The following is a 21,029-nucleotide window of genomic DNA, read 5'->3' as shown; positions in this document are numbered from 1 at the left end:
TGCAGAGGAACGTGCCGAGGAGCCTGACATGGCCGACAAGCCGGAATACGTCGACCTCATCCGTGATGCGACGCGCCAACGCCGCAAGACACCGCCCGCCAAGATCATTGCCCAGCCCGAGGCTCCGAAGGAGGAGCGGCGGTTGTCGAACTGGCCGCCCGGCCGCTTTGCCAAATGGCGCCTGGAGACGCTGGTGCCTTGGAAGCTGAGTGTGAGGAATTGGCAGTTCAAGGATTGGCTCTGACCGCCGCGCCCCACTCCATCCCCTTGAAATGAGAGAAGGACGCCGTTGGGCGCCCTTCCTGCTTTGTCGAACTTCAAGTCCCGTCAGTAGTAGCGCCAATGGTGGCGGTGGCGATGATGCCACCGGTGATAATGGCGCCAGTGATGACCCCGCCAATGCCGATAGTGGCAGATGCGGCGCGGCCCGTAATGGGTCCAGACGACGCGGCAGCGGCGATAGGGATAGTAGTAGCCCGAGGTATAGACCGGCGCGTAATAACTGCGATAGCCGTAGAAGTGCCGGCGGTGATGGTGGAAGTACGGCCGGTAGGCATAGTACGGACGATGATGATAGCCGCCGCCATGGAACACCGGCCGCGGGCCGAATCCGCCATGGAATGCGGGGCCGCCACCGTGGAAGACAGGACGCGGGCCACCGCCGAAGGCATGTCCTCCCCCATGAAACGCGGGGCTGCCGCCGCCCCTGAACATGGCGCCGCCGCCATGGAACGCCGGGCCGCCGCCTCCGCCGTGGAACGCCGGACCGCCGTGGAATCCACCACCGCCGGGATGCCCGCCACCACCGCCGCCATGGCCGCCGGGGCCTCGGACCTGAACGGTCAATACGTCCGAAGGCGTCTGCGTGGCGGAGCCGGCACCGGGACTCACCGGCGACATCGCAAGCGCAGGCCGTCCGGACGCGCCCGCCAGGACAAACAGTGTGGCCGCCGCAAGACTAAGGCGACGAGCAAGACCAGCGCGCTGGTCCTTCATCCTCATCATGGTCCCTTCTCCCTGAATGCTGTGCAACGATGGACCCATGCAGCGCCGATGCTGGTCGTCCGATCGGTGGATTGGCGCACCCCCAACATGAACGTAGAGATAGCGACGTGAATGCGGCATGAATGATGCACGTCAGTGATGCACGGTGCACGCGCATCTGCGGCGTGGCGTCGCGGCAGAGGAGATGCACCTGAGCCTCTGCGTCGTCCTGCAACTCAGGATCGCGGATGCCGACGCAACGGCTCACGTGCTGCTCGTGCGGGGACTTCGCAACTAACGACACGCAGGAAACGCAGCGCGCCTCGCCGACATCGCCTCAATGGTAGAACGGCGTGAACAGAACCAAGGGGCCCGGCGGATAGGCCGGCGTGTAGTCCGTGGGACGGTCGAGATAGTGCGGCACCTCTGCCGTCGACACCACGGGCTTCAATCGGCGGCCCTGCCGACGCGGGCCAGCATCCGTTAGGGTCTGACGCGCCTGCGTAACGGCTGGAGCTGCGGCCACAGGAGCGGTGGCGGCGGAACTTGCGAGCAGCATCGCCACCGTGACAACGCTGATCCCGAGCCAGGTTCTGTTGACTGATGGTTTCATGGCGAACCTCGTTGCCAGCCCCCATCAACGTACAGGCCCGCAAAGCGGGCCTGTTTGATTTCGGTCATTGTCTCGATCGGATGGAAGGCGCGGCTTACCAGCGGCCGTGATGGCGATATCCGTAGTGATGCGGCCGCCAGTGATGACGCGGATGGTAGTAATGCCGAGGATAGTAGTGGCGCCGGGGATGCCAATGGCGGCGGCCATGCCAATGCGCCTGCGTGGTCTCCTGCGCCGTGCCCTGCTGCACCGCGGTCGCAGCGCCCGGATTGATCAGCGACAGCGCCTGCGCGCGTTCGGCGGGGGCAGCCATCGCGAGAACGGCGCCAACCGCCGCGATGCCCAACAGCTTCATCACAGTCATGAACTTCTCCCTCGATCGCCTGACATCACGTCCGGCACCGTAACTTCCGCCTTGTCAGTTGCCTGAAGGGCGGCCGCAGCAGCGCGACGCAGACCAGTCTCGAACGAGCGACGTGAATGGGACATGAAGACCTGCGCAGGAGCAGAATGCCGATATGTCGCGCATGGTTCCGCCGCAGTACGCGACATATCGGCACTGTGTCCGGCCGGTAACATCAGGCAACGTCGCGATCGCGACCGGATCGCGTGCGCGCTTGCCGAGCCGATCAGTGCGCGGGACCCAGGAGTCAGCCGCGTCGCCAGACGCAACTCATATGCGGGACGATCACGGTGCCGCTCGGCCGATGCTCCGGAACATAGGTGGCGTCGCATACACGAACTGCGTTCGGACCCGGGTTGAAGCGCGGCACCACGTCGGGCTGCCAATGACCCTCGTAGCGCGGATAGATCTGGATTCGTCGTTGCCGGCGCTGTGCGGAGAGATCCGTGCTCACCTCACCCTGCACGGCGCCGCGCGCGCCGGCGGGTTGCTCCGCTTGCGCCGTTGCCGAGATCGAGACCACGACCGCCGCAGCCAGCGCCGCTCCGGCCAGCACCATCGACATCTGCCTCATCTGTCCCCCAACCCCCAGTTTGCGCGTCACGGTCGCCGGTTTCATCCCCTGCGTCAACCAGCTCCGCCACACATGTCATAGAACCAAGATGCAAGATGATCAAAGCCGGGCTAGAAGGCGGCAATGTGGACAGATCTGAAAGCCCCCTCGCTCGCCGACATGGAAGTCATGGCGCACGAGATGTTCGAGCGTCTGCCCGAGCATTTTCGCAGGATGTGCGAGGGCGTCATCATCCGGGTCGACGACTTTCCGACCGAGGAGGTGCTCGACGAGATGCAGTCCGAAAGCGAGTTCGACCTGCTCGGCCTGTTCCAGGGCACGGGACTGCCGTTTCGCAGCAACGACGACCTGCCGCGCCTGCCCAACATGATCTGGCTCTACCGCCGACCGATCCTCGACTACTGGGCCGAGCACGACGAGAGCCTCGGCCACATCGTCCGCCACGTCCTGATCCACGAGATCGGCCATCATTTCGGAATGTCCGACGACGACATGGAGGCGATCGAGGCGTCCGCCGACTGACGACCCGGCGATAGCACCGGGATTTTGACTTTATCCGCCCTGCCGTTCGGGCTAAACAGCGGCCTGCCCGTATTCTCGAAGGTGCCCCCGATGGACAAGTTCACCACGCTGGAAGGCGTCGCCGCGCCGCTGAAGATCATCAATGTCGACACCGACATGATCATCCCCAAGCAATACCTGAAGACCATCAAGCGCACCGGCCTCGGCAAGGGCCTGTTCTCGGAGCAGCGCTACAAGGACGACGGCAGCGAGAACCCGGATTTCGTGCTCAACCAGCCGGCGTACCGCAACGCCAAGATCCTGGTCGCCGGCGACAATTTCGGCTGCGGCTCGAGCCGCGAGCACGCGCCCTGGGCGCTGCTCGATTTCGGCATCCGCTGCGTGATCTCGACCTCGTTCGGCGACATCTTCTACAATAACTGCTTCAAGAACGGCATCCTGCCGATCCGCGTGTCGCAGGCCGATCTCGACAAGCTGTTCGACGACGCCGAGCGCGGCGCCAACGCGACCTTGACGGTCGATCTCGCCAACCAGGAGATCCGCGGCCCCGACGGCGGCACCGTCAAGTTCGACATCGACCCGTTCCGCAAGCATTGCCTGCTCAACGGGCTCGACGACATCGGGCTGACGCTGGAGAAGAAGGCGTCGATCGACAGCTACGAGGCCAAGCTGGCCGAGCGCGCCTGGGCCTGAGGCCCGCCGAAGGATGGTGAGTTCGCGGGCCCCGGACCTCGTCCGGGGCCCTGTTTCGAGAGCAGCCCAGCAGGTCCGCCGTTGACGCGCGTATTGCCCGAGGTCGTCACCTTCTGGCGGGGGCCGCTCGACCGCCTGCGCCAGACCTGCCTGCGCTCGCAGCTCGCCGCCGGCCACAAGGTCACGGTCTACAGCTTCGATCCGCTGCCCGGCCTGCCCGACGGCGTCGGCAATGCCGAGGCCGAGGCGGTCCTGCCTTATGCGTTCTCCGAGCGTCTCAGGCCGCCGCAGCCGGACGGCGGCTGGCGCGATTGGACCACCTTGCAGTTCAGCGACTTCTTCCGGATGCGGCTGATGGCACAGCGGGCCGGCCTCTGGCTCGATGCCGACGTGCTGCTGCTCAGGCCGGTCGAGATCGACCCCGCCGTGCCCTATTTCGCCTGGGAGCGGCCGCGGCAGCTCGGCAACTCCGTGCTCTACCTGCCGCCGGAGGATCCGATCGTCGCCGAGTTCGCCGCACTGATGGCGCAGGACGCGCTGACGCCGAACTGGCTTTCGCTGCGTCACCGCCTCACCTTTGCGCTGCGCCGCCTGCGCGGCGGCTCCGACCGCCTCTCGGACATCCGCGTCGCCATCTTCGGCCCTGCCGCGCTGACGGCGCTGGCCCGCCGCCATGGCTCGCTGCACCATGCGCTGCCGAAGCGCAGCTTCTACGCGGTGCATGCCGAGCCGAAGGCGTTCTTCGACCCTTCCGACTTCTCCGGCCTGATCGGCGATCCCGGTGTCATCGGCCTGCACATCTCGCCGAAGGGCCGCGGCGGCGAAGCGCCGATCCCGGGCAGCCTCTATGCCTGGGCGGCCGCACGATTTGCCCCGCGCTGACCTTTCGCCACGCAGCTTTGCGGCCGGCGCAGGACCGATTTGCTGCTTGATCTACCGCAACGTCCGCGCGTCCACCCGGTGATTGATTGCGAACGATCATCGGAGACGTGTCATGACCGTAGACGCCAAGCCTTATCCGCGGGTTCAGTTCCTGATCGATACGTTCGCGCAATGGCTCCGGCACCGGCGTGAGCTGAGCGAGATCCGGCAGCTCGACCGTGACGATTTCGAGCGTATCGCGATGGACCTCCAGGTCACGCCGGCGGATCTCGACGAGCTGGTCCGCCATGGCGAGCACGCCGCCGACGAGTTGCCGCAGATGCTGAAGGCGCTCGGCATCGACGAGGCCGCGCTGGGGCGCGCCGAGCCGCTGGTGCTGCGCGACATGGAGCGCGTCTGCGCCATGTGCAAGGACAAGCCGCGCTGCCATCGCGATCTTGCCGCCGGGACGAGTGCCGAGCACTACGAGGAATACTGCCTCAACGCCCCGACCATCGACCGCCTGGGCAGCGCCGCGGTCAAGCACTGATCGCCGCCTCCCTCCCACCCCGCGGAGCAATGCGATGAGCCTGCCGAATCTGCACCGCAACACCTGGCTCCATGTCGGCGCCGCGATCCTGCTCGCGCTCGGCGCGATGCTGCTGATCCGGCTGCACAATGCCGGCGGCGTGACGCCGGCCGCCGACAGCGTGCAGGCGGGACGCAAACTGGCGGAGGCCTGGTGCAGCACCTGCCACGCCATCGACACCAGCGGGGCGAGAGCCCAAACCACGACCGCCCCAGATTTCGTCGCGGTCGCCAACATGCCGTCGACGACCGAGCTAGCGCTCAAGGTGTTCCTGCAGAGCAGCCACCCGACGATGCCGAACGTCATTCTGACGGCCGAGCAGCGCGGCGACCTCGTCAACTACATCCTCAGTCTCCGCCGCATCTGACGCCTCACTTCGCCACCGCCGCGATCGCATCGGCGATCGCGATCGTGCGTCGCGCCATCTCGGCATGCAGCCGCTCGACCATGCGGCCGTCGATCTGGATCGCACCGCGCGAGGCATTCTCCGGCAGCTCGAACGCAGCGATGATCTTGCGTGCCGCAGCGACCTCGTCGGCGGGCGGCGTGAAGATCGCGTTGCAGGCGTCGATCTGGTCGGGATGGATCAGCGTCTTGCCATCGAAGCCGAGATCGCGGGCCTGGATGCATTCCTGCGCGAATCCGTCGGTGTTGGCGAAATCGCTGTAAGGCCCGTCCAGAATCTCCAGCCCATGGGCGCGCGTCGCCAGGATGCAGTGGCTGATCATCGGCAGCATCGTGGAGCGGCCCGGCAGCATCCGGATGCGAGTCTCGCGCGAGATGTCGTTGGGTCCGAACACGAAGCCGGCGAGCCGCGAGCCTTCCTCGTGCACGGTGGCCGCGAGCAGATCGGCATCGAGCACGGCACGCGCCGTCTCGATCATCGCCCATACCTTCAGCGCGGGATCGGCGCCGACCTCGGCCAAGCGATCCGTGACCAGGCGAAGGTCCTCGACGGTCGACACCTTGGGAACGAGGATGCCGTCGGTCGCCGCCTGTCCGGCCATGGCGACGTCGTCGCGCCACCACGTCGTATCCAGGCTGTTGATCCGGATCAGCAGTTCCCGCTTGCCGTAGCCGTCGGCCGCCACCGCCTTGGCGATCTGGTCGCGGGCGGCGGCCTTGGCGTCCGGCGCCACCGAATCCTCGAGATCGAGGATCAGCCCGTCGGCCGGCAGGTTCCGCCCCTTCTCCAGCGCGCGCGCATTGGAGCCGGGCATGAACAGAAGACTGCGGCGCGGGCGGATCATTTCGGCGTTTCCCTTGGTTTATCGACGCGGCCCGCGATACCATTTCGGGGGCCGGCCCGAAAGGCTTGTTCCCGGAAGGCGCATGTGTTTAGGCAAGGCCCATGATCTCGTTTCCGCAACGCCTGCTCGAAGGCTATCGCGCCTTCGCCACCCAACGCCTGCCGACCGAACAGAGCCGTTACCTTGAGCTCTCGGAGCGCGGCCAGTCGCCCGAAGTAATGGTGATCGGTTGCTGCGACTCGCGCGTCTCGCCCGAGGTGATCTTCGACGTCGGTCCCGGCGAATTGTTCGTGCTGCGCAACATCGCCAACCTGGTGCCGATCTATCAGCCGGACGCCAACGCGCACGGCGTGTCCGCGGCGCTGGAATATGCCGTCACCGTGCTGAAGGTGAAGCACATCGTCATCCTGGGCCACGCCCAGTGCGGCGGCATCCGCGCCTTCGTCGACAAGGCGGCGCCGCTGTCCCCGGGCGACTTCATCGGCCGCTGGATGTCGATGTTCATCAAGCCCGGCGAGGTCGTCGAACAGCGCACGCATGAGAGTTTCCAGGACTTCGTCACCCGGATCGAGAAGGCCGCGGTGTTCCGCAGCCTCGAGAACCTGATGACCTTCCCATTCGTGCGCAGCCGCGTCGAGGCCGGTGATTTGCAGCTCCACGGCGCCTATTTCGGCGTCTCCGAGGGCTCGCTGTTCGTGCTCGACAAGGCCAGCAAGGAATTCAAGAGCGCGCGCGCTGGCGAATAGCGAATGGGGAGTAGCGAGTAGTTCACCTGCCTATTCGCCATTCGCGCCTCGCTATTCGCCGCCCATCAATGGTCACCCGACCAGCGGTCCGACAGCGCCAACATCAGGGTCGACACCACGAAGGTCATGTGCACGCCGACCAGCCAGGCGAGCTTGGTCGAGTCGTAGCCGGCGTCGAGATTCATGAACGCCTTCAAGAGCTGGATCGCCGAGATCGCGACGATCGAGGCGAGCAGCTTCTGCTTCAGTCCGGCGAAGTCGACCTTGGTCATCCATTCCGGCCAGTCGGGATGGCCGCCGGGATCGATGCGCGAGACGAAGTTCTCATAGCCGGAGAACACCACGATCAGCACCAGGTTGCCGGTCAAGCAGACGTCGATCAGGCTGAGCACGCCGAGGATGATGTCGCTCTCCTTGGCGGTCGGCAGATGGACGATGTTCTCCCACAGCAGCAGCACGAACTTGAACAGCAGGACGACCAGGCTGACGACGAGGCCGACATAGAACGGCGCCATCAGCCAGCGGCTCTTGAACAGGAAGCCTTCGAGCCCGCGCTCGAGCGGACCCGGCGCGTGCCTGGCGGCGTCCGGCGTCGTCTTCTCGCTCATTGCGTTCCGCGCCTCACCCTGACGACGTCTCCGCTCAGGCCGCCTTCTTCTTGGCCGTGATCAGCTTGCGGTTGATCAGGACCTCCGCGATCTGGATCGCGTTCAGCGCCGCGCCCTTGCGCAGATTGTCGGACACGCACCAGAAGGCGAGGCCGTTCTCGACCGTGCCGTCCTCGCGGATGCGGCTGATATAGGTCGCGTCCTCGCCGGCCGCCTCGTAGGGCGTCACGTAGCCGCCCGGCTCGTGCTTGTCGATGACGAGGCAGCCCGGCGCATTGCGCAGGATGTTGCGGGCCTCGTCCGCCGAGATCGGATTCTCGAACTCGACATTGACGGCTTCGGAGTGACCGACGAACACCGGCACGCGCACGCAGGTCGCGGTCAGCTTGATCTTCGGATCCAGGATCTTCTTGGTCTCCATCATCATCTTCCACTCTTCCTTGGTGAAGCCGTCTTCCATGAAGACGTCGATCTGCGGAATGACGTTGAAGGCGATGCGCTTGGGAAACTTCTTATTGACCAGCTCGTCGTTGGTGTAGACGGCCTTGGTCTGCGAGAACAATTCGTCCATCGCATCCTTGCCGGCGCCGGACACCGACTGATAGGTCGACACCACGACGCGCTTGATCTTGGCCTTGTCGTGCAGCGGCTTCAGCGCGACGACGAGCTGGGCGGTCGAGCAGTTCGGGTTGGCGATGATGTTCTTCTTGTTGAAGCCGGCGGCGGCGTCGGCATTCACCTCCGGCACGATCAGCGGCACGTCGGGATCCATGCGCCAAGCCGACGAGTTGTCGATCACGACAGCGCCGGCGGCGCCGATCTTGGGCGACCACTCCTTCGACACCGAACCGCCGGCCGACATCAGGCAGATGTCGACATCGGCAAAATCGTAGTGCTCGAGCGCTTTGACCTTCAGCGTGCGGTCGCCATAGGACACCTCGACGCCGACGCTGCGGCGTGAGGCCAGCGCGACGACCTCGTCCGCCGGGAATTGCCGCTCGTCGAGAATATTGAGCATTTCCCGTCCGACATTGCCGGTCGCGCCGACCACTGCGACTTTGTAACCCATCGTTCACTCTCCGAAGAAATATGGCCGGCCGCGCATGTCAGCGGAAACCGAAGCGGCAGCGCTTCTATGCGAGAAACGTCCCTGACACAACGTTACCACGACGTCTCGCATTCGATGCAGTCCAATTCGGCCAGAACAGCCGCAGCGCCCCGATCCGGGTCCGTCCTGCAAGGGCTCAAGAGCTTCGCGGACGAGGTCTGCGGCACCTTTGCGCGCCTGTTCGCCTATGTGGGGACTCTGGCGCTGATCGCCATGCTCGGGGTGGCCGGCTGGAATCATCTCGACGACGGCGATGCTTTGCCCGGCCGTGCCGGCTGGACCTTGGCCGACGCCGCAGTGCCGGCGTTCTCGCTTCGTCTCACCGACCAGCCCGACAGGACTGCCACCTACACCGTGCTCATCCACCCGGAAGGCGGCCGCAAGGACGTGTTGCGCTGGGGCGAACCCGCCGATCGCCCCGCTGCCGAGCTCGAGGTCTACCGGTTCGGACCGGAGCGCGATGCAAGGCGTGATCCCAGGGCCGATCTCGCGGCCCGGATGGGGCGCAACTCCGCCTCCGAGCTCGAGACCGCCGGCGTGATCGACAGCCGGTTCGGCCCCGTCAGTCTGGTTCGCCGGGCTGGGGCTCCCGAGGGCGCCGGAGCCTGCCTCGGCTTTCTCAAGACCATCGCCGAGCCGAGCTTGCGGATCTCCGGCTGGTCGTGCCAGGGCGTGACGATGCCGATGCGCCGCGCCATGGTCGGGTGCATGCTCAACCGGCTGACCCTGCTGGCGCCCGACCAGCACCGCGCCCTGAACCAGCTGTTCATGGGGTCCGATCAGCGGCGCGGCGGCTGCGACGAACCCGCCATCGCCACCGGCAGCGCCGATTGGGTGACGTCGACCGCCAATCCGAGGCTGCGCGGCGCCTTGTGAATGTCCGCCTGCGTCCGGATGTTGCTGGGCGTGACCGCATCCTATTCGACCCGTCAAACCCACGGGCAAGTGACGGATATTGATGCAACTTTCCCGCCACAGCAGGGATTTATCTTGCCCGTCGCCGCGGGAATGACCTTGTGATGCCACAGCCGACCCAGATATTGTGCGGGCCAAATCATGCGCATGGCGAGCGCCCGCCCCTTTTGGCGCGAGGAAGAGGACGTGATGATCGAATTTCCTGCTGCGACCCGGGTCATGGCCTTGGCGGTGATCGCCGCGACGGGCCTTGCCGTCACGTCTCTTGCCGCCACCTCGGCGGATGCCGCCACCACCAAGCGCCGTGCCGTTGCCGTCACCAACAACGGCAATCCGAACTATTCCTACCAGTCCGGCCCGCGCACCCGCATCTACATCACCCGCCGCTCGTTCCTCGACGGCGGCACCGAGGTGCTCCCGGGCGACCGCAAGTTCTCGGATTACGCGTTCCCGCCGGCCGTCGGCTATCCGTCGTTCGCCCGCGAGAACCTGAACCGCCCGATCGACCGCCAGCCGCTGATGGCGCCGTCCGATCTCGGCGGCTACCCGACCCGGATTCCGATCCCCTACTGAGGGCGGCCGCATCGTCAGATCATCAAGGCCGGGCCCCGCCCGGCTTTTTGTTGTTTTGCCGCGCTGACGTTCCATCGCGTCGTCATCGATCATGAGCTGGTCACTGCTCGATTTCGAACGTGTGAGACGACCGTTCGGAGACATGGCTGACACATCGCTACACGCCGATGGAGGGCAGCCTGCTCCACCCCTCAGTGTCATCCCGGCGAACGCCGGATCCATAACCACCGACCGGCATGCCCCGGTCTCATCGCTCCAGCGTGCCTCACACCCATGTCGGGGAGTCTGGGTCCCGGCGTTCACCGGGACGACACCGGAATTTTCGGCACGACTGGTCATCCTCGCACCCGCTTTCGCGTCCGAGTCTTTGCTCGTCTGATCGCCCTCTCCTTGCAGAGGGCGCAGGGAAGGCCGGGCCTCGGCTGAGGCCCGTGGCCCCCGTGCGGAAAAAATGCACGGGGCAGGAACCACAGGTACAGCCGAATCGACCCGGCCTTCCCTGCGCGATGGTTTTCACGCTTACTCTACGCTCTCCCCGGTGTCCGGCCTGTTAGCCACCGTCGTCGTCGGGATCATCGCCCTTCCGACTTGGCGCCAGCATCGGGGCGCCAGGACCACGCAGCTTCACGTCCGCAAGAGCCTCGTTCGTCCGCATGCCCCTAGGACATGCTGCGAGCCCTCGCGGCCACCGCATTCCCGCCTCACGCCTCGTGACGATCGCGAAACGTCCCTCGCAAGCGAAGCGGGATGGAGGGAGAAGACCATGGATTCTGGAAAAACGAAAGTGGAATTTTTGGCGGAGGCCGACTGATCAAGCGGAGGAGATTGAAATCGCGGGCGAAATAAGTTCTTCGCCGCGAAGGGAATAGAGCCACGGGACGAGCGGCAACCTCCGTCAATCGCCATCGATCGCACCCGAGAGCTGATCTGATTTGCCCGACGAGCAGTCGCGACAAGCAAGCGTGCGAGTTGGCTACTCCGTCATGCCCGGGCTTGTCCCAGGCATCCACGTCCTTCCCAGGATGCCTCGCGATGTGGATGGCCGGGACGAGCCCGGCCATGACGGCGCGGAGATGGACCGCCGCAAACTCAGATCATCATATGCGATCGCCCGGCCCGACCTCGCACCGGTCTCAATCGTACAGCACAGCCGCGATCTTCGGGTCGGTGATGTTGGACTTGTCGTACCAATAGAAGCCGGTGTCGGTGACCTTCGGCAGCTTCTCGCCCTTCAACGCCTTGACCGCTGACTCCACGGTGCAACTGCCGATGCCGATCGGGTTCTGGGTGATGGCGCCAGCCATCTCGCCCGACATGATCGCGGCCTTCTGCTGCTTGCCGGAATCGTAGCCGATCACGACGATCTTCTTCTTCATCTCCTTGACGCCGTTGAGCACGCCGATCGCCGAGCCCTCATTGGCGCCGAAGATGCCCTTGAGATTCGGATTGGCCTGCAGGATCGACTTGGTGATCTCGGTCGATTTGAGCTGATCGCCGCCGCCATACTGCACGCTGACGATCTTGATGTTCGGATGCTTGTCCTTGATGCGCTTGAGGAAGCCGTCGCGACGGTCGATGCCGGTGCGGCTGGTCTGGTCGTGCACGACCACGGCGACGTCGCCGGCATCGCCGATCATGTCGGCCATCTTGTCAGCGGCGAGGCCCGCCGCGGCGAGGTTGTCGGTGGTGCAGGTGGTCAGCGGAATGTCGCTGTCGACGCCGGAGTCGAAGGCGATCACCGGGATCTTGGCGGCCTGCGCCTTCTTCAGGAGCGGAATGGCGGCCTTGGAATCGAGCGCGGCGAAGCCGATCGCCTGCGGCTTCTTGGCGAGCGCCGCGGAGAGCATGTCGATCTGCTTGTCGACCATGGCCTCGGTTTCCGGCCCTTCGAAGGTGATCTTGACGTTGGCGGCCTTCGCGGCCTGCTCGGCGCCGAGCTTCACCGCCTGCCAGAACTGGTGCTGGAAGCCCTTGGAGACGAGGGGGATGTAGACATCATCGGCACGCGCGCTCGCGGACACTCCCGCGACCATGAGGGCGCCGAGCGCGACGCCGAGGAGATGCTTGCTCAACATTGGTGTTTCCTCTGCTCTCTTCAGTGACCTTGTCGTTACAGTGATGATCGTGGTCGTCGCCGCTCGCTGTCGGCGGGCAGCGCAGTCTTCAGCGCGACGTCGGAGCGGTGCTGGTCGCTGGTCCTCCTTGAAGGGTCAGGCGCGGTTTCGACGGAGCATGTCGGCGTAAACAGCGAGAATGATGATGACCCCGGTGACGACGAATTGCCATTCCTGGGCCACCGAGAGGATGCGCAAGCCGTTGGTCAGAACGCTCATGATGAAGGCCCCGATGATGGTGCCGAGAATGGTGCCGGTGCCGCCGCTCAGCGACGTGCCGCCGATCACGACGGCAGCGATCGCATCGAGCTCATAGCCCTGGCCGAGCGCCGGCTGGGCGGAATTGATGCGCGACGCGATCAGCAGTCCCGCGACTCCGCAGATGGCGCCGCCGAGGCCGTAGATGATGATCTTCCAGCGGTCGACATTGACGCCGGAGAGCCGCACCGCCTCCTCGTTGCTGCCGATCGCGAAGGTGTAGCGGCCGAGCGCGGTGCGGTTGAGAACGACGGAGGCCAGCACCGCCATCGCGAACAGGATCAGGGCTGCATTGGGAATCGGCAGCGCCGGCACGAGCGTGCCGAGCAGGGAGTCCTGCGAGATCATCGAGAAGTTCTCGGTGTTGGTGAAATAGATCGGCTTGCTGCCCGAGACGACCAGGGCCAGCCCCTTCAGCACCAGCATCATGCCGAGCGTCGCGATGAACGGCGGCACCTTCATCTTGGTGATGACCGTGCCCGACAGCGCGCCGCTGAGCGCGCCGGTCACGATCGCCGCGACGATGCCGGTCCACATCGGCAGCTCCCAATAGGTGAGGAACACGCCGGCCATCACCGCGCAGAAGGTCATCAGCGTGCCGACCGACAGATCGATGCCGGCGGTGATGATCACGAAGGTCGAGGCGATCGCCAGCACGCCGTTGACCGCGGTCGCCTGCAGGATGTTGATCATGTTGTCGGTCTGCATGAACGCCGGCGAGGCGAAGCTGAAATAGACCAGCAGCAGCACGAGGCTCGCGAACGCCAGCAGCTTCTGCAGCGCTGCAGGCCCGAGCAGACGGCGCCGCAGCGCGGCCATCGCGCCGCTCGGCGCGAGGCCATCCTTGACCTGATCCTTGACCAATGCGGGGTCGCTCATGCCGTCAGCCTGCCTTCATGGTTTCGCGCTGGGTGGCCAGCTGCATGATCCGCTCCTGCGTGGCCTCGTCCGGCGACAATTCGCCGGTGATGCGGCCCTCGCACATCACGACGATGCGGTCGCTCATCCTGATCACCTCGGGAAGCTCCGAGGAGATCATGACGATCGCCTTGCCCTGGTCGGCCAGCGCGCGCAGCAGGCGGTAGATCTCGTTCTTGGCGCCGATGTCGATGCCGCGGGTCGGCTCGTCGAAGAACAGGATGTCGCAATCGCGATCGAGCCATTTGGCGATCACGATCTTCTGCTGGTTGCCGCCGGACAGCAGGCGAACCTGCTGCGACGCCGAAGGCGTGCGGATGTTCAGCATCCGGATGAAGCGGCCGGCGGTGTCGCGGATCGCGCGCTTCCTGAGCATGAACTTCATTGCAAGGTAGTTCGCGAGGTTCGACATCACGACGTTGGACTCGACGTCCATGCCGGTGGCGAGGCCGAAGCGCTTGCGGTCCTCGGAAAGATAACCGATGCCGTGGGCGACCGCATGCGCCGGCGAGCGGATCGTCACCTTGCGATTGTCGACGAGAATATCCCCGGACGGAACGGCGTCGGCGCCGAAGATCGCGCGCGCGACCTCGGTGCGGCCGGCCCCCATCAGGCCGGCAAAGCCGAGGATCTCGCCCTTGCGCAGGGTGAAGCTGACGTCGCGGACCAGCGGCCCGCAGTTGAGCCCGCGCACCTCCAGCGCGATCGCGCCGGCGGGCTGCGTGCCCGCGACGCGCGCGTCGCCCAAGGTGCGGCCCACCATCATGCCGATGATGGTCTCGATCGTGGTGGTCTCGGCCGGCACCGTCGCGACATACTCGCCGTCGCGCAGCACGGTGACGCGATCGGCGATCTGCTTCAGCTCGTCCATCTTGTGGGAGATGTAGACGATGCCGACGCCGCGTGCCTTCAAGGCGCGGATCATCTTGAACAGCTCGGCGATCTCGCGATTGTTCAGCGCGGCGGTCGGCTCGTCCATGATCAGGACGCGCGAGTTGAACGACAGCGCCTTGGCGATCTCCACCATCTGCTGCCTGGCCACCGTCAGCCCGCCGACTGTCGTGCGCGGGTCGATCGACAGATTGAGCTGGGCAAGCAGCTCGGCCGCCTGCCGGTTGAGCCTGTCCTCATCGAGCAGCAGCCCGAACGCCTTCATCGGCTCGCGCCCGATGAAGATGTTCTGCGCCACCGTGAGGTGGTTCATCAGTTGCAGCTCCTGATGAATGATCCCGATGCCGGCGGCCTGCGCCTCGCGCGGTCCTGGAAAATCGACGCTGGCGCCGTCGTAGATGATCTCGCCGGAGTCCTTGCGGTAGACGCCGGCGAGGATCTTCATCAAGGTCGACTTGCCGGCGCCGTTCTCGCCCATCACGGCATGGACCTCGCCGGCGCGCAGCTCGAACCTGACATTGTGCAGCGCCCGGACGCCGGGGAAGCTCTTGCACAGCCCGTGAACGGAGATGAGCGGCGCAGTCATGCGTCAGCGTTTGTGGTGAGCGAGGTTGCGTACAATCGCCACGGGGCGGTGGTCGCGACATTGGCGACGACACCATGCACGGCGAGCGACATATCGCATCGCAAGCGCGATCACATTCATCCTCCCCGGCCTTCGCACGCATCATGTCGAACGCGTGCGAGCCCGCGTCCATTCAATGGCGCGGCGTTGGGGTCAGGCTATTCATCCGGGGATGAAAGTCTATAGGTAAAATCGACAGGCCTTGCGATGCGCCTGCAGGACGCGACCGCGGAATAGCGACGACGCGCCCGGTGGCGCGATCGAACACGTCGTGCGTTGAATTTGCGCTATCTCGACAACGACGGTGAGCCCCCCCTCCCCCTTGCGGGGAGGGGTCGGGGGTGGGGGTCCCCGGGCGATACTTGATGTGATGAGTTCGGGTCGAGACGTGCAACGACGAAAAGTAATCGTCTGGGCAGGTGAGACGGTGCCTCAAGCGGGGCTCACTGGGTGTGGACCCCCACCCCGGACCCCTCCCCGCAAGGGGGAGGGGAGTGCACCTTCGGCGCGGCGGAACCTCGGCTCCAACTACGCCGTGAGCTTCTCCAGCTCCTTGATGATCGCCTCGCCCATCTGCGCGGTCGAGGCCGGGGTCGAGCCTTCGGCCTTGATGTCGGCGGTGCGCAGGCCGGAGGCGAGCACGGCGGCGATGGCGGCGTCGAGCTTGTCGGCGAGCGCGCCCATGTCGAAGGAGTAGCGCAGCGCCATGCCGAACGACGTCAGCATCGCGATCGGGTTGGCGAGACCCTTGCCGGCAATGTCCGGCGCCGAGCCGTGCACCGGCTCGTACAGCGCGCGGCGCTTGTGGGTCTTGGCGTCGACCTCGCCGAGCGAGGCCGACGGCAGCATGCCGAGCGATCCCGTCAGCATCGCCGCGATGTCCGACAGCATGTCGCCGAACAGATTGTCGGTGACGATGACGTCGAACATCTTCGGATACTTCACGAGGTTCATGCCGCCGGAATCGGCGAGCTGGTGCTCGAGCGTGACGTCCTTGTACTCGCGCGCGTGGACCGCCGTGACGACCTCGTTCCAGAGCACGCCGGACTTCATGACGTTGCGCTTCTCCATCGACGTCACCTTGTTCTTGCGCTTGCGCGCCAGGTCGAAGGCGACGCGGGCGATGCGCTCGATCTCATAGGTGTCGTAGACCTGGGTATCGACCGCGCGCTTCTGGCCGTTGCCGAGGTCGGTGATGGTCTTGGGCTCGCCGAAATACACGCCGCCGGTGAGCTCGCGCACGATCATGATGTCGAGACCCTCGACGATCTCGCGCTTCAGGCTGGAGGCGTCGGCGAGCGCCGGATAGCACACGGCGGGACGCAGATTGGCGAACAGGCCGAGATCCTTGCGCAGGCGGAGCAGGCCGGCTTCGGGGCGGACCTCGTAGGGCACGCCGTCCCACTTCGGGCCGCCGACGGCGCCGAAGATGATGGCGTCGGCCGCCTTGGCCTTGTCCATGTCGGCTTCCGAGATCGAGGCGCCGTGGGCGTCATAGGCGGCGCCGCCGACCAGGCCCTCCTCGGTCTCGAACGAGGCCAGCCCCTTGGCGTTGAGCCAGCCGATCAGCCGCTTCACCTCGGCCATCACTTCGGGGCCGATGCCGTCGCCGGGCAGCAAAAGGAGCTTCTGGGTCGCCATGGTCGTTGTCCTCACGGGGCTTGTCATGCCGGGGCCTGAGCCCGGACATCCGTCATCTTTTGGTTGGATTGCCGGCTCGCCCCCGATGGGTCGGGGACAGCAGCCCGGCAATGACGAGAGTTGCAAAATCGGCGGAGTGCTAAAGCGCTCCTGCGCGGTTGGCAAGCCACCATTGCCGCCGCCCGCCTTCTGTCGCGCCGGGCAAGGCTGTACTGTGCTCGAAACTGGCGGCCGAGCAGCATGATTTGCCGGATATGCGCCACGCCGGAGCATGTCTTGCCGATCTCCCGTTCCGATCCGCCGCCGGCCCACCCGGCGCTGACCAACCTCACGCTGTCGCTCGGTCCCATCATCGGTCTCGGCATCGGCCGCTTCGCCTATGCGCTGGTGCTGCCGGACATGCGCGACACGCTGCACTGGTCGTATTCGGCGGCCGGCTTCATGAACACGGTCAATGCCGCCGGCTATCTGATCGGGGCGTTGATCGCCGCGCAGACGGCCCGGCGGTTCGGCGGGCTGACCGCGGTGCGCGGCGGCACGCTGGCGGCTTTGGTCTCTCTCGTCGTCTGCGCCATGACGGGCGACTTCATTGCGCTCAGCCTGGCGCGGCTCGTGACCGGCATCGGCGCCGGCGTGGCGCTGGTGGCCGGCGGCGCGGTGGCGGCGCGGGTCGCCTTGGCGCGGCCGGCGCAGGCGAGCTTCGTGCTGAGCCTGTTCTATGCCGGGCCGCCGCTCGGCATCGTCATCTCAGGCCTGATCGCGCCGTTCGTGCTGCAGGCGTTCGGGCCCGGCTCATGGTGGATCGTGTGGGCGGTGCTCGCAGGCGCCGGCGCAATGCTGATCGTGCCGCTGCTGCTGATGCGGCTTCCAGCGAACGCCGCCATGCCGGAGACGCGCGCGGACCGCGTCTCGCTGCGGCCGATGGCGATCTATCTGTTCGGCTACTTCCTCTACGGCGCGGGCTACATCGCCTATCTCACCTTCATGATCGCCTATGTCCGCGACCTCGGCGGCGGCGCCGCGGCGCAATCCGGCTTCTGGTGCCTCATTGGCCTCGCCGGCTTCACCACGCCCTGGGTGTGGCGCCGCGTGCTGGCGCTCGATCGCGGCGGCTGGCCCACCGCCCTCATCCTCACCATCAACGCGATCGGCGCCGCCCTGCCCTCGCTCAGCCATTCGCCCGTCATGCTGACCTTGTCGGCCGCAGTGTTCGGCATCGCGTTCTCGACGGTGACGACCGCGACGACGGCCTTCGTGCGCTTCAACCTGCCGCAAGCCGCTTGGCCGCGCGCGATCGCGGCGCTGACCATCTCGTTCGGCGTCGGCCAGACGCTGGGTCCGTTCGCGGTCGGCGCGATCACCGATGCGATGGGAAGCCTGACCTATGCGCTGAATGTGTCGGCGGCGCTGTTGCTGTTGGGCGCGGCAATGGCGGCGCTGCAGGGGAAGTTGAAAGCCACCGATCGAGCCTGATCGACGGTGTCGTCCCTGCGAACGCAGGGACCCCTACCGCCGACGCTATCGAGGAATCTGGCTGGTAGTTGCCTGCCTCATCACGGCCTGTGGTTATGGGTCCCTGCGTTCGCAGGGACGACAGCGGAGATTGCGGCCGCCATCCGGGCTCGATTGGCGGGAGATCAGCTCCCGCTGAACGAATTGTACCCCTGATCCTCCCAGTAGCCGCCCTTGTAGTCGTTGGTGACTTCCATCGCGACGACGTATTTGGGGTTCTTGAAGCCGAGCTTGGTGGGCACGCGGATCTTCATCGGGTAGCCGTAGGCGCGCGGCAGGATCTGGTCGGCGAACTTGAAGGTCATCTGGGTCTGCGGATGCAGCGCGGTGCGCATGTCCAGAGGCGAGTTGTAGCCGTCCTTGTCGGCGCAGTTGAACCAGACATATTTCGCGCGGGTGTCCGCGCCGATCAGCGTGAGGAAGTCGCGCAGCGGAGTGCCGGTCCAGGAGCCGATCGCGCTCCAGCCCTCGACGCAGATGTGGCGCGTGATCTGCGTCACCTGGGGCAGCGCGTGCAGCTCGTCGAGCGTCCACGACTTCTTGTTGTCGACGAGGCCGCGCACCTCGAGCTTCCAGTCGACGGCGTCGATCTCCGGCGCCTCGTCGAGCGTGTAGTAGGCATTGAACGGGAACGGCTTGGTGATCGCGCTCCCCGGGAAGGTCGGCGCCAGCGCATCGGGGTTGAACATCCAGGCCTGCACCGCGTCGTTGAACTTCGAGACCTTCTTGAGCAGCTCCTCGGCGGTGTCGCCGTCGACGACGTCGCAGCCGGCGAGCAAGGTCAGCGCGCCGAGGCTGGCGCCACCGGTGATGAAGCGGCGCCGCGTGAGATCGGGCATCACCTTCAGCGAGTCCTTGATCAGGAGCCGCTTGTCGACGCCGGGAATGAGGAACGGACGTTTCGCCATGGTTGTCTCTCCTCTCAGCGGCCGATGATCATCGCGCGCAGGCTCTTCGGCACCAGCAGCGCGAGCAGGATGTGGATCACCAGGAAGGCGCAGATCAGCGCCATGCAGACGAAATGGACGTAGCGCGCCGCCGGATAGTCGCCGAACAGGCTCACCAGCCAGTGCAGCTGCACCGGCTTCCACATCGACAGGCCCGTGAGCACGACGACGATGCCGACGCAGATGATGCCGAGATAGAGCAGCTTCTGCACCGCGTTGTAGACGGTGAGGTCGTCATGGGCGAGCTTGAACGTCAGCGCGGCCTTGAGGTCGGCGACGACGGACGCCGGCGAGATCGGCAGCAGCTTGCGGCGGAACCGGCCGGTGGCGAGACCGGTGACGAGATAGGCGAGGCCGTTCAGCATCAGCAGCCACATCGCCGCGAAGTGCCACAGCAGCGCGCCGCCGAGCCAGCCGCCGAGCGTGAAGCTGCGGTCGAAGCGGAAGTCGAACAGCGGCGAGGCATTGTAGATCTGCCAGCCCGACATGATCATCATGATCATTGCGACGGCGTTGATCCAATGCATGACGCGCACCCAGGCCGGCTGAATGGCCTTGGTCGCGACTCCGGTTACAGCTCCCCCGGTCGCCGCGAGGGTGGAGGGGGCGCTGGTGGTGGCGCTCGTCATGGCGGTCGGCTCCGTCGCTTGCATTCGTCACGCCAATTATACGCCGGCTCGGCGGGCTCCGTTACACCGCGGCGCCGATCAAAACGATACGCAGAAACTATCGCGTTCACAAAAAAGCGAGCCGGGGGTGGCCCGGCTCGCTCCTGGTCACATCCGCGAGGAGGAGGAAGAAACGGATGTGTCCGGTGTCGCGCCGGGCCTCAGGACGCCGGCATCAGCACGGTGTCGACCACGTGGATGACGCCGTTCGACTGGTTGACGTTGGGGATCGTCACCATCGAGGTGCCGCCCTTGGCGTCGACGATCATGACGTTCTTGCCCTCGCGCTTGACGGTGAGCTGCTCGCCCTCGACCGTCTTCAGCATCTGGCCGTCCTTCAGGTCGGACGCCTCGAGCTTGCCGGGCACGACGTGATAGGTGAGGATCTTGGTCAGCGTCGCCTTGTTCTCCGGCTTGACGAGGCTGTCGACGGTGCCTGCCGGCAGCTTGCCGAACGCGGTATTGGTCGGCGCGAACACCGTGAACGGTCCCTTGCCTTCCAGCGTCGGCACGAGGCCGGCGGCCTTCACCGCGGCGACCAGCGTCGTGTGATCCTTCGAATTGACCGCGTTCTGCACGATGTTCTTCGACGGATACATCGCCGCGCCTCCGACCATCACGGTCTTCTCCTCGGCGCTGGCGGGCGCGACGAAGGTCGAGGTCAGCGACAGCGCGCTGAAGGCGGCGGCAGCGAGAAAGGCAATGCGCTTGGACATGGGTAGCTCCCTATGAAAGGCGGCGGCAGAGCCGCGTGATGAGTTCGACTGCGACACCGATGCTGATCTTGAGCGGATGCGCTCTTGCGTCGTGTCAGGCCGAGCTACGCCGCGTTCGGAAGCGAGTTTCGGCGCATAATTTAACGTGATCCGTGAAACCTGCGGCGATCGAGATCGTCTCGCCGACTCATTGAACGAGATCCGCGCCGCATTGTCGCAGCCTGCTGCGAACTGATCAGCTCTCTGTCGGTCATTGGCCGACGCCGATGACCGATCATCGTCGCCATTAACTACAATGCG

General features: G+C 65.6%; 24 protein-coding genes. 10 read left to right on the top strand and 14 right to left on the bottom strand.

Annotated elements, in window-relative coordinates:
- Positions 1-28: 28 nt before the first annotated feature.
- Positions 29-244, top strand: a complete 216-nt coding sequence (locus tag QX048_RS17510; RefSeq protein WP_315715897.1) for a hypothetical protein — start codon at positions 29-31, stop codon at positions 242-244.
- 83 nt (positions 245-327) lie between these two features.
- On the opposite strand, the gene QX048_RS17505 is transcribed toward QX048_RS17510, so the two are convergent.
- The 4 genes from QX048_RS17505 to QX048_RS17490 form a co-directional block, all read right to left on the bottom strand.
- The gene (locus QX048_RS17505) at positions 328-1,005 is read right to left on the bottom strand and encodes a hypothetical protein (protein ID WP_315825762.1); all 678 of its coding nucleotides are present in this window, start codon (positions 1,003-1,005) and stop codon (positions 328-330) included.
- A 316-nt stretch (positions 1,006-1,321) separates the two neighbouring features.
- Complete coding sequence (locus tag QX048_RS17500; protein ID WP_315825761.1) at positions 1,322-1,597, bottom strand: hypothetical protein; 276 nt, start codon at positions 1,595-1,597, stop codon at positions 1,322-1,324.
- 94 nt (positions 1,598-1,691) lie between these two features.
- The gene (locus QX048_RS17495) at positions 1,692-1,961 is read right to left on the bottom strand and encodes a hypothetical protein (protein ID WP_315715894.1); all 270 of its coding nucleotides are present in this window, start codon (positions 1,959-1,961) and stop codon (positions 1,692-1,694) included.
- A 286-nt stretch (positions 1,962-2,247) separates the two neighbouring features.
- Positions 2,248-2,556 (bottom strand): hypothetical protein, encoded by a 309-nt coding sequence (locus QX048_RS17490; RefSeq protein WP_316173652.1) that lies wholly within the window; start codon positions 2,554-2,556, stop codon positions 2,248-2,250.
- A 141-nt stretch (positions 2,557-2,697) separates the two neighbouring features.
- Between QX048_RS17490 and QX048_RS17485 the strand changes: the two genes are divergently transcribed.
- The 5 genes from QX048_RS17485 (at position 2,698) to QX048_RS17465 (ending at position 5,606) form a co-directional block, all read left to right on the top strand.
- Complete coding sequence (locus tag QX048_RS17485) at positions 2,698-3,096, top strand: metallopeptidase family protein (protein ID WP_315825760.1); 399 nt, start codon at positions 2,698-2,700, stop codon at positions 3,094-3,096.
- Positions 3,097-3,186: 90 nt separating this feature from the next.
- A complete protein-coding gene (gene leuD / locus QX048_RS17480) occupies positions 3,187-3,789 on the top strand; it encodes a 3-isopropylmalate dehydratase small subunit (protein ID WP_315715892.1) in 603 nt (200 codons plus the stop codon).
- Positions 3,790-3,870: 81 nt separating this feature from the next.
- The gene (locus QX048_RS17475; protein WP_315715891.1) at positions 3,871-4,671 is read left to right on the top strand and encodes a hypothetical protein; all 801 of its coding nucleotides are present in this window, start codon (positions 3,871-3,873) and stop codon (positions 4,669-4,671) included.
- 112 nt (positions 4,672-4,783) lie between these two features.
- Positions 4,784-5,200 carry a DUF6455 family protein gene (locus tag QX048_RS17470; RefSeq protein WP_315715890.1) on the top strand — a complete coding sequence of 139 codons (417 nt, stop codon included), beginning with the start codon at positions 4,784-4,786 and terminating at the stop codon, positions 5,198-5,200.
- Positions 5,201-5,234: 34 nt separating this feature from the next.
- Positions 5,235-5,606 carry a cytochrome c gene (locus QX048_RS17465; RefSeq protein ID WP_315825759.1) on the top strand — a complete coding sequence of 124 codons (372 nt, stop codon included), beginning with the start codon at positions 5,235-5,237 and terminating at the stop codon, positions 5,604-5,606.
- A 4-nt stretch (positions 5,607-5,610) separates the two neighbouring features.
- On the opposite strand, the gene QX048_RS17460 is transcribed toward QX048_RS17465, so the two are convergent.
- The gene (locus tag QX048_RS17460; protein WP_315825758.1) at positions 5,611-6,489 is read right to left on the bottom strand and encodes a CoA ester lyase; all 879 of its coding nucleotides are present in this window, start codon (positions 6,487-6,489) and stop codon (positions 5,611-5,613) included.
- A 101-nt stretch (positions 6,490-6,590) separates the two neighbouring features.
- On the opposite strand from QX048_RS17460, the gene QX048_RS17455 reads away from it, so the two are divergent.
- Positions 6,591-7,235, top strand: coding sequence for a carbonic anhydrase (locus QX048_RS17455; protein WP_315715887.1), 645 nt, complete (start codon positions 6,591-6,593; stop codon positions 7,233-7,235).
- Between the two features lie 65 nt (positions 7,236-7,300).
- On the opposite strand, the gene QX048_RS17450 is transcribed toward QX048_RS17455, so the two are convergent.
- On the bottom strand, positions 7,301-7,843 hold the full coding sequence (locus QX048_RS17450) for a TIGR00645 family protein (RefSeq protein ID WP_315715886.1): 543 nt from the start codon (positions 7,841-7,843) through the stop codon (positions 7,301-7,303).
- Between the two features lie 34 nt (positions 7,844-7,877).
- Complete coding sequence (locus tag QX048_RS17445; protein WP_316173406.1) at positions 7,878-8,912, bottom strand: aspartate-semialdehyde dehydrogenase; 1,035 nt, start codon at positions 8,910-8,912, stop codon at positions 7,878-7,880.
- 114 nt (positions 8,913-9,026) lie between these two features.
- On the opposite strand from QX048_RS17445, the gene QX048_RS17440 reads away from it, so the two are divergent.
- Positions 9,027-9,827 carry a hypothetical protein gene (locus QX048_RS17440; RefSeq protein ID WP_315825757.1) on the top strand — a complete coding sequence of 267 codons (801 nt, stop codon included), beginning with the start codon at positions 9,027-9,029 and terminating at the stop codon, positions 9,825-9,827.
- A 228-nt stretch (positions 9,828-10,055) separates the two neighbouring features.
- Positions 10,056-10,439, top strand: coding sequence for a hypothetical protein (locus tag QX048_RS17435; protein ID WP_315740669.1), 384 nt, complete (start codon positions 10,056-10,058; stop codon positions 10,437-10,439).
- A 1,133-nt stretch (positions 10,440-11,572) separates the two neighbouring features.
- Here the strand turns inward: QX048_RS17435 and QX048_RS17430 are convergent.
- The 4 genes from QX048_RS17430 to leuB all read right to left on the bottom strand — a co-directional run bounded on the left by QX048_RS17430 (position 11,573) and on the right by leuB (position 16,886).
- The gene (locus QX048_RS17430) at positions 11,573-12,514 is read right to left on the bottom strand and encodes an ABC transporter substrate-binding protein (protein ID WP_315750603.1); all 942 of its coding nucleotides are present in this window, start codon (positions 12,512-12,514) and stop codon (positions 11,573-11,575) included.
- A 135-nt stretch (positions 12,515-12,649) separates the two neighbouring features.
- Entirely contained in the window at positions 12,650-13,690 is a 1,041-nt protein-coding gene (locus QX048_RS17425) for an ABC transporter permease (protein ID WP_316200548.1), read from the bottom strand.
- Between the two features lie 4 nt (positions 13,691-13,694).
- Positions 13,695-15,206 carry a sugar ABC transporter ATP-binding protein gene (locus tag QX048_RS17420; protein WP_315750602.1) on the bottom strand — a complete coding sequence of 504 codons (1,512 nt, stop codon included), beginning with the start codon at positions 15,204-15,206 and terminating at the stop codon, positions 13,695-13,697.
- 567 nt (positions 15,207-15,773) lie between these two features.
- Positions 15,774-16,886, bottom strand: a complete 1,113-nt coding sequence (leuB, locus tag QX048_RS17415; RefSeq protein WP_316200547.1) for a 3-isopropylmalate dehydrogenase — start codon at positions 16,884-16,886, stop codon at positions 15,774-15,776.
- 276 nt (positions 16,887-17,162) lie between these two features.
- Between leuB and QX048_RS17410 the strand changes: the two genes are divergently transcribed.
- Complete coding sequence (locus tag QX048_RS17410) at positions 17,163-18,359, top strand: YbfB/YjiJ family MFS transporter (RefSeq protein WP_316200546.1); 1,197 nt, start codon at positions 17,163-17,165, stop codon at positions 18,357-18,359.
- A gap of 164 nt (positions 18,360-18,523) precedes the next feature.
- Here QX048_RS17410 and QX048_RS17405 read toward each other — a convergent pair whose 3' ends face one another.
- The 3 genes from QX048_RS17405 to QX048_RS17395 form a co-directional block, all read right to left on the bottom strand.
- A complete protein-coding gene (locus QX048_RS17405; RefSeq protein ID WP_316200545.1) occupies positions 18,524-19,306 on the bottom strand; it encodes a molybdopterin-dependent oxidoreductase in 783 nt (260 codons plus the stop codon).
- Between the two features lie 14 nt (positions 19,307-19,320).
- Positions 19,321-19,974, bottom strand: a complete 654-nt coding sequence (locus tag QX048_RS17400) for a cytochrome b/b6 domain-containing protein (RefSeq protein WP_316200544.1) — start codon at positions 19,972-19,974, stop codon at positions 19,321-19,323.
- 200 nt (positions 19,975-20,174) lie between these two features.
- Positions 20,175-20,729, bottom strand: coding sequence for a fasciclin domain-containing protein (locus tag QX048_RS17395; RefSeq protein ID WP_315715875.1), 555 nt, complete (start codon positions 20,727-20,729; stop codon positions 20,175-20,177).
- Positions 20,730-21,029 lie beyond the last annotated feature (300 nt).

The sequence above is a fragment of the Bradyrhizobium sp. SZCCHNS30572 genome (assembly GCF_032484415.1).
GTDB lineage: Bacteria > Pseudomonadota > Alphaproteobacteria > Rhizobiales > Xanthobacteraceae > Bradyrhizobium.
Note: the sequence above shows the minus strand (reverse complement) of the source record. Positions and strands in the feature narration are given on the sequence as shown.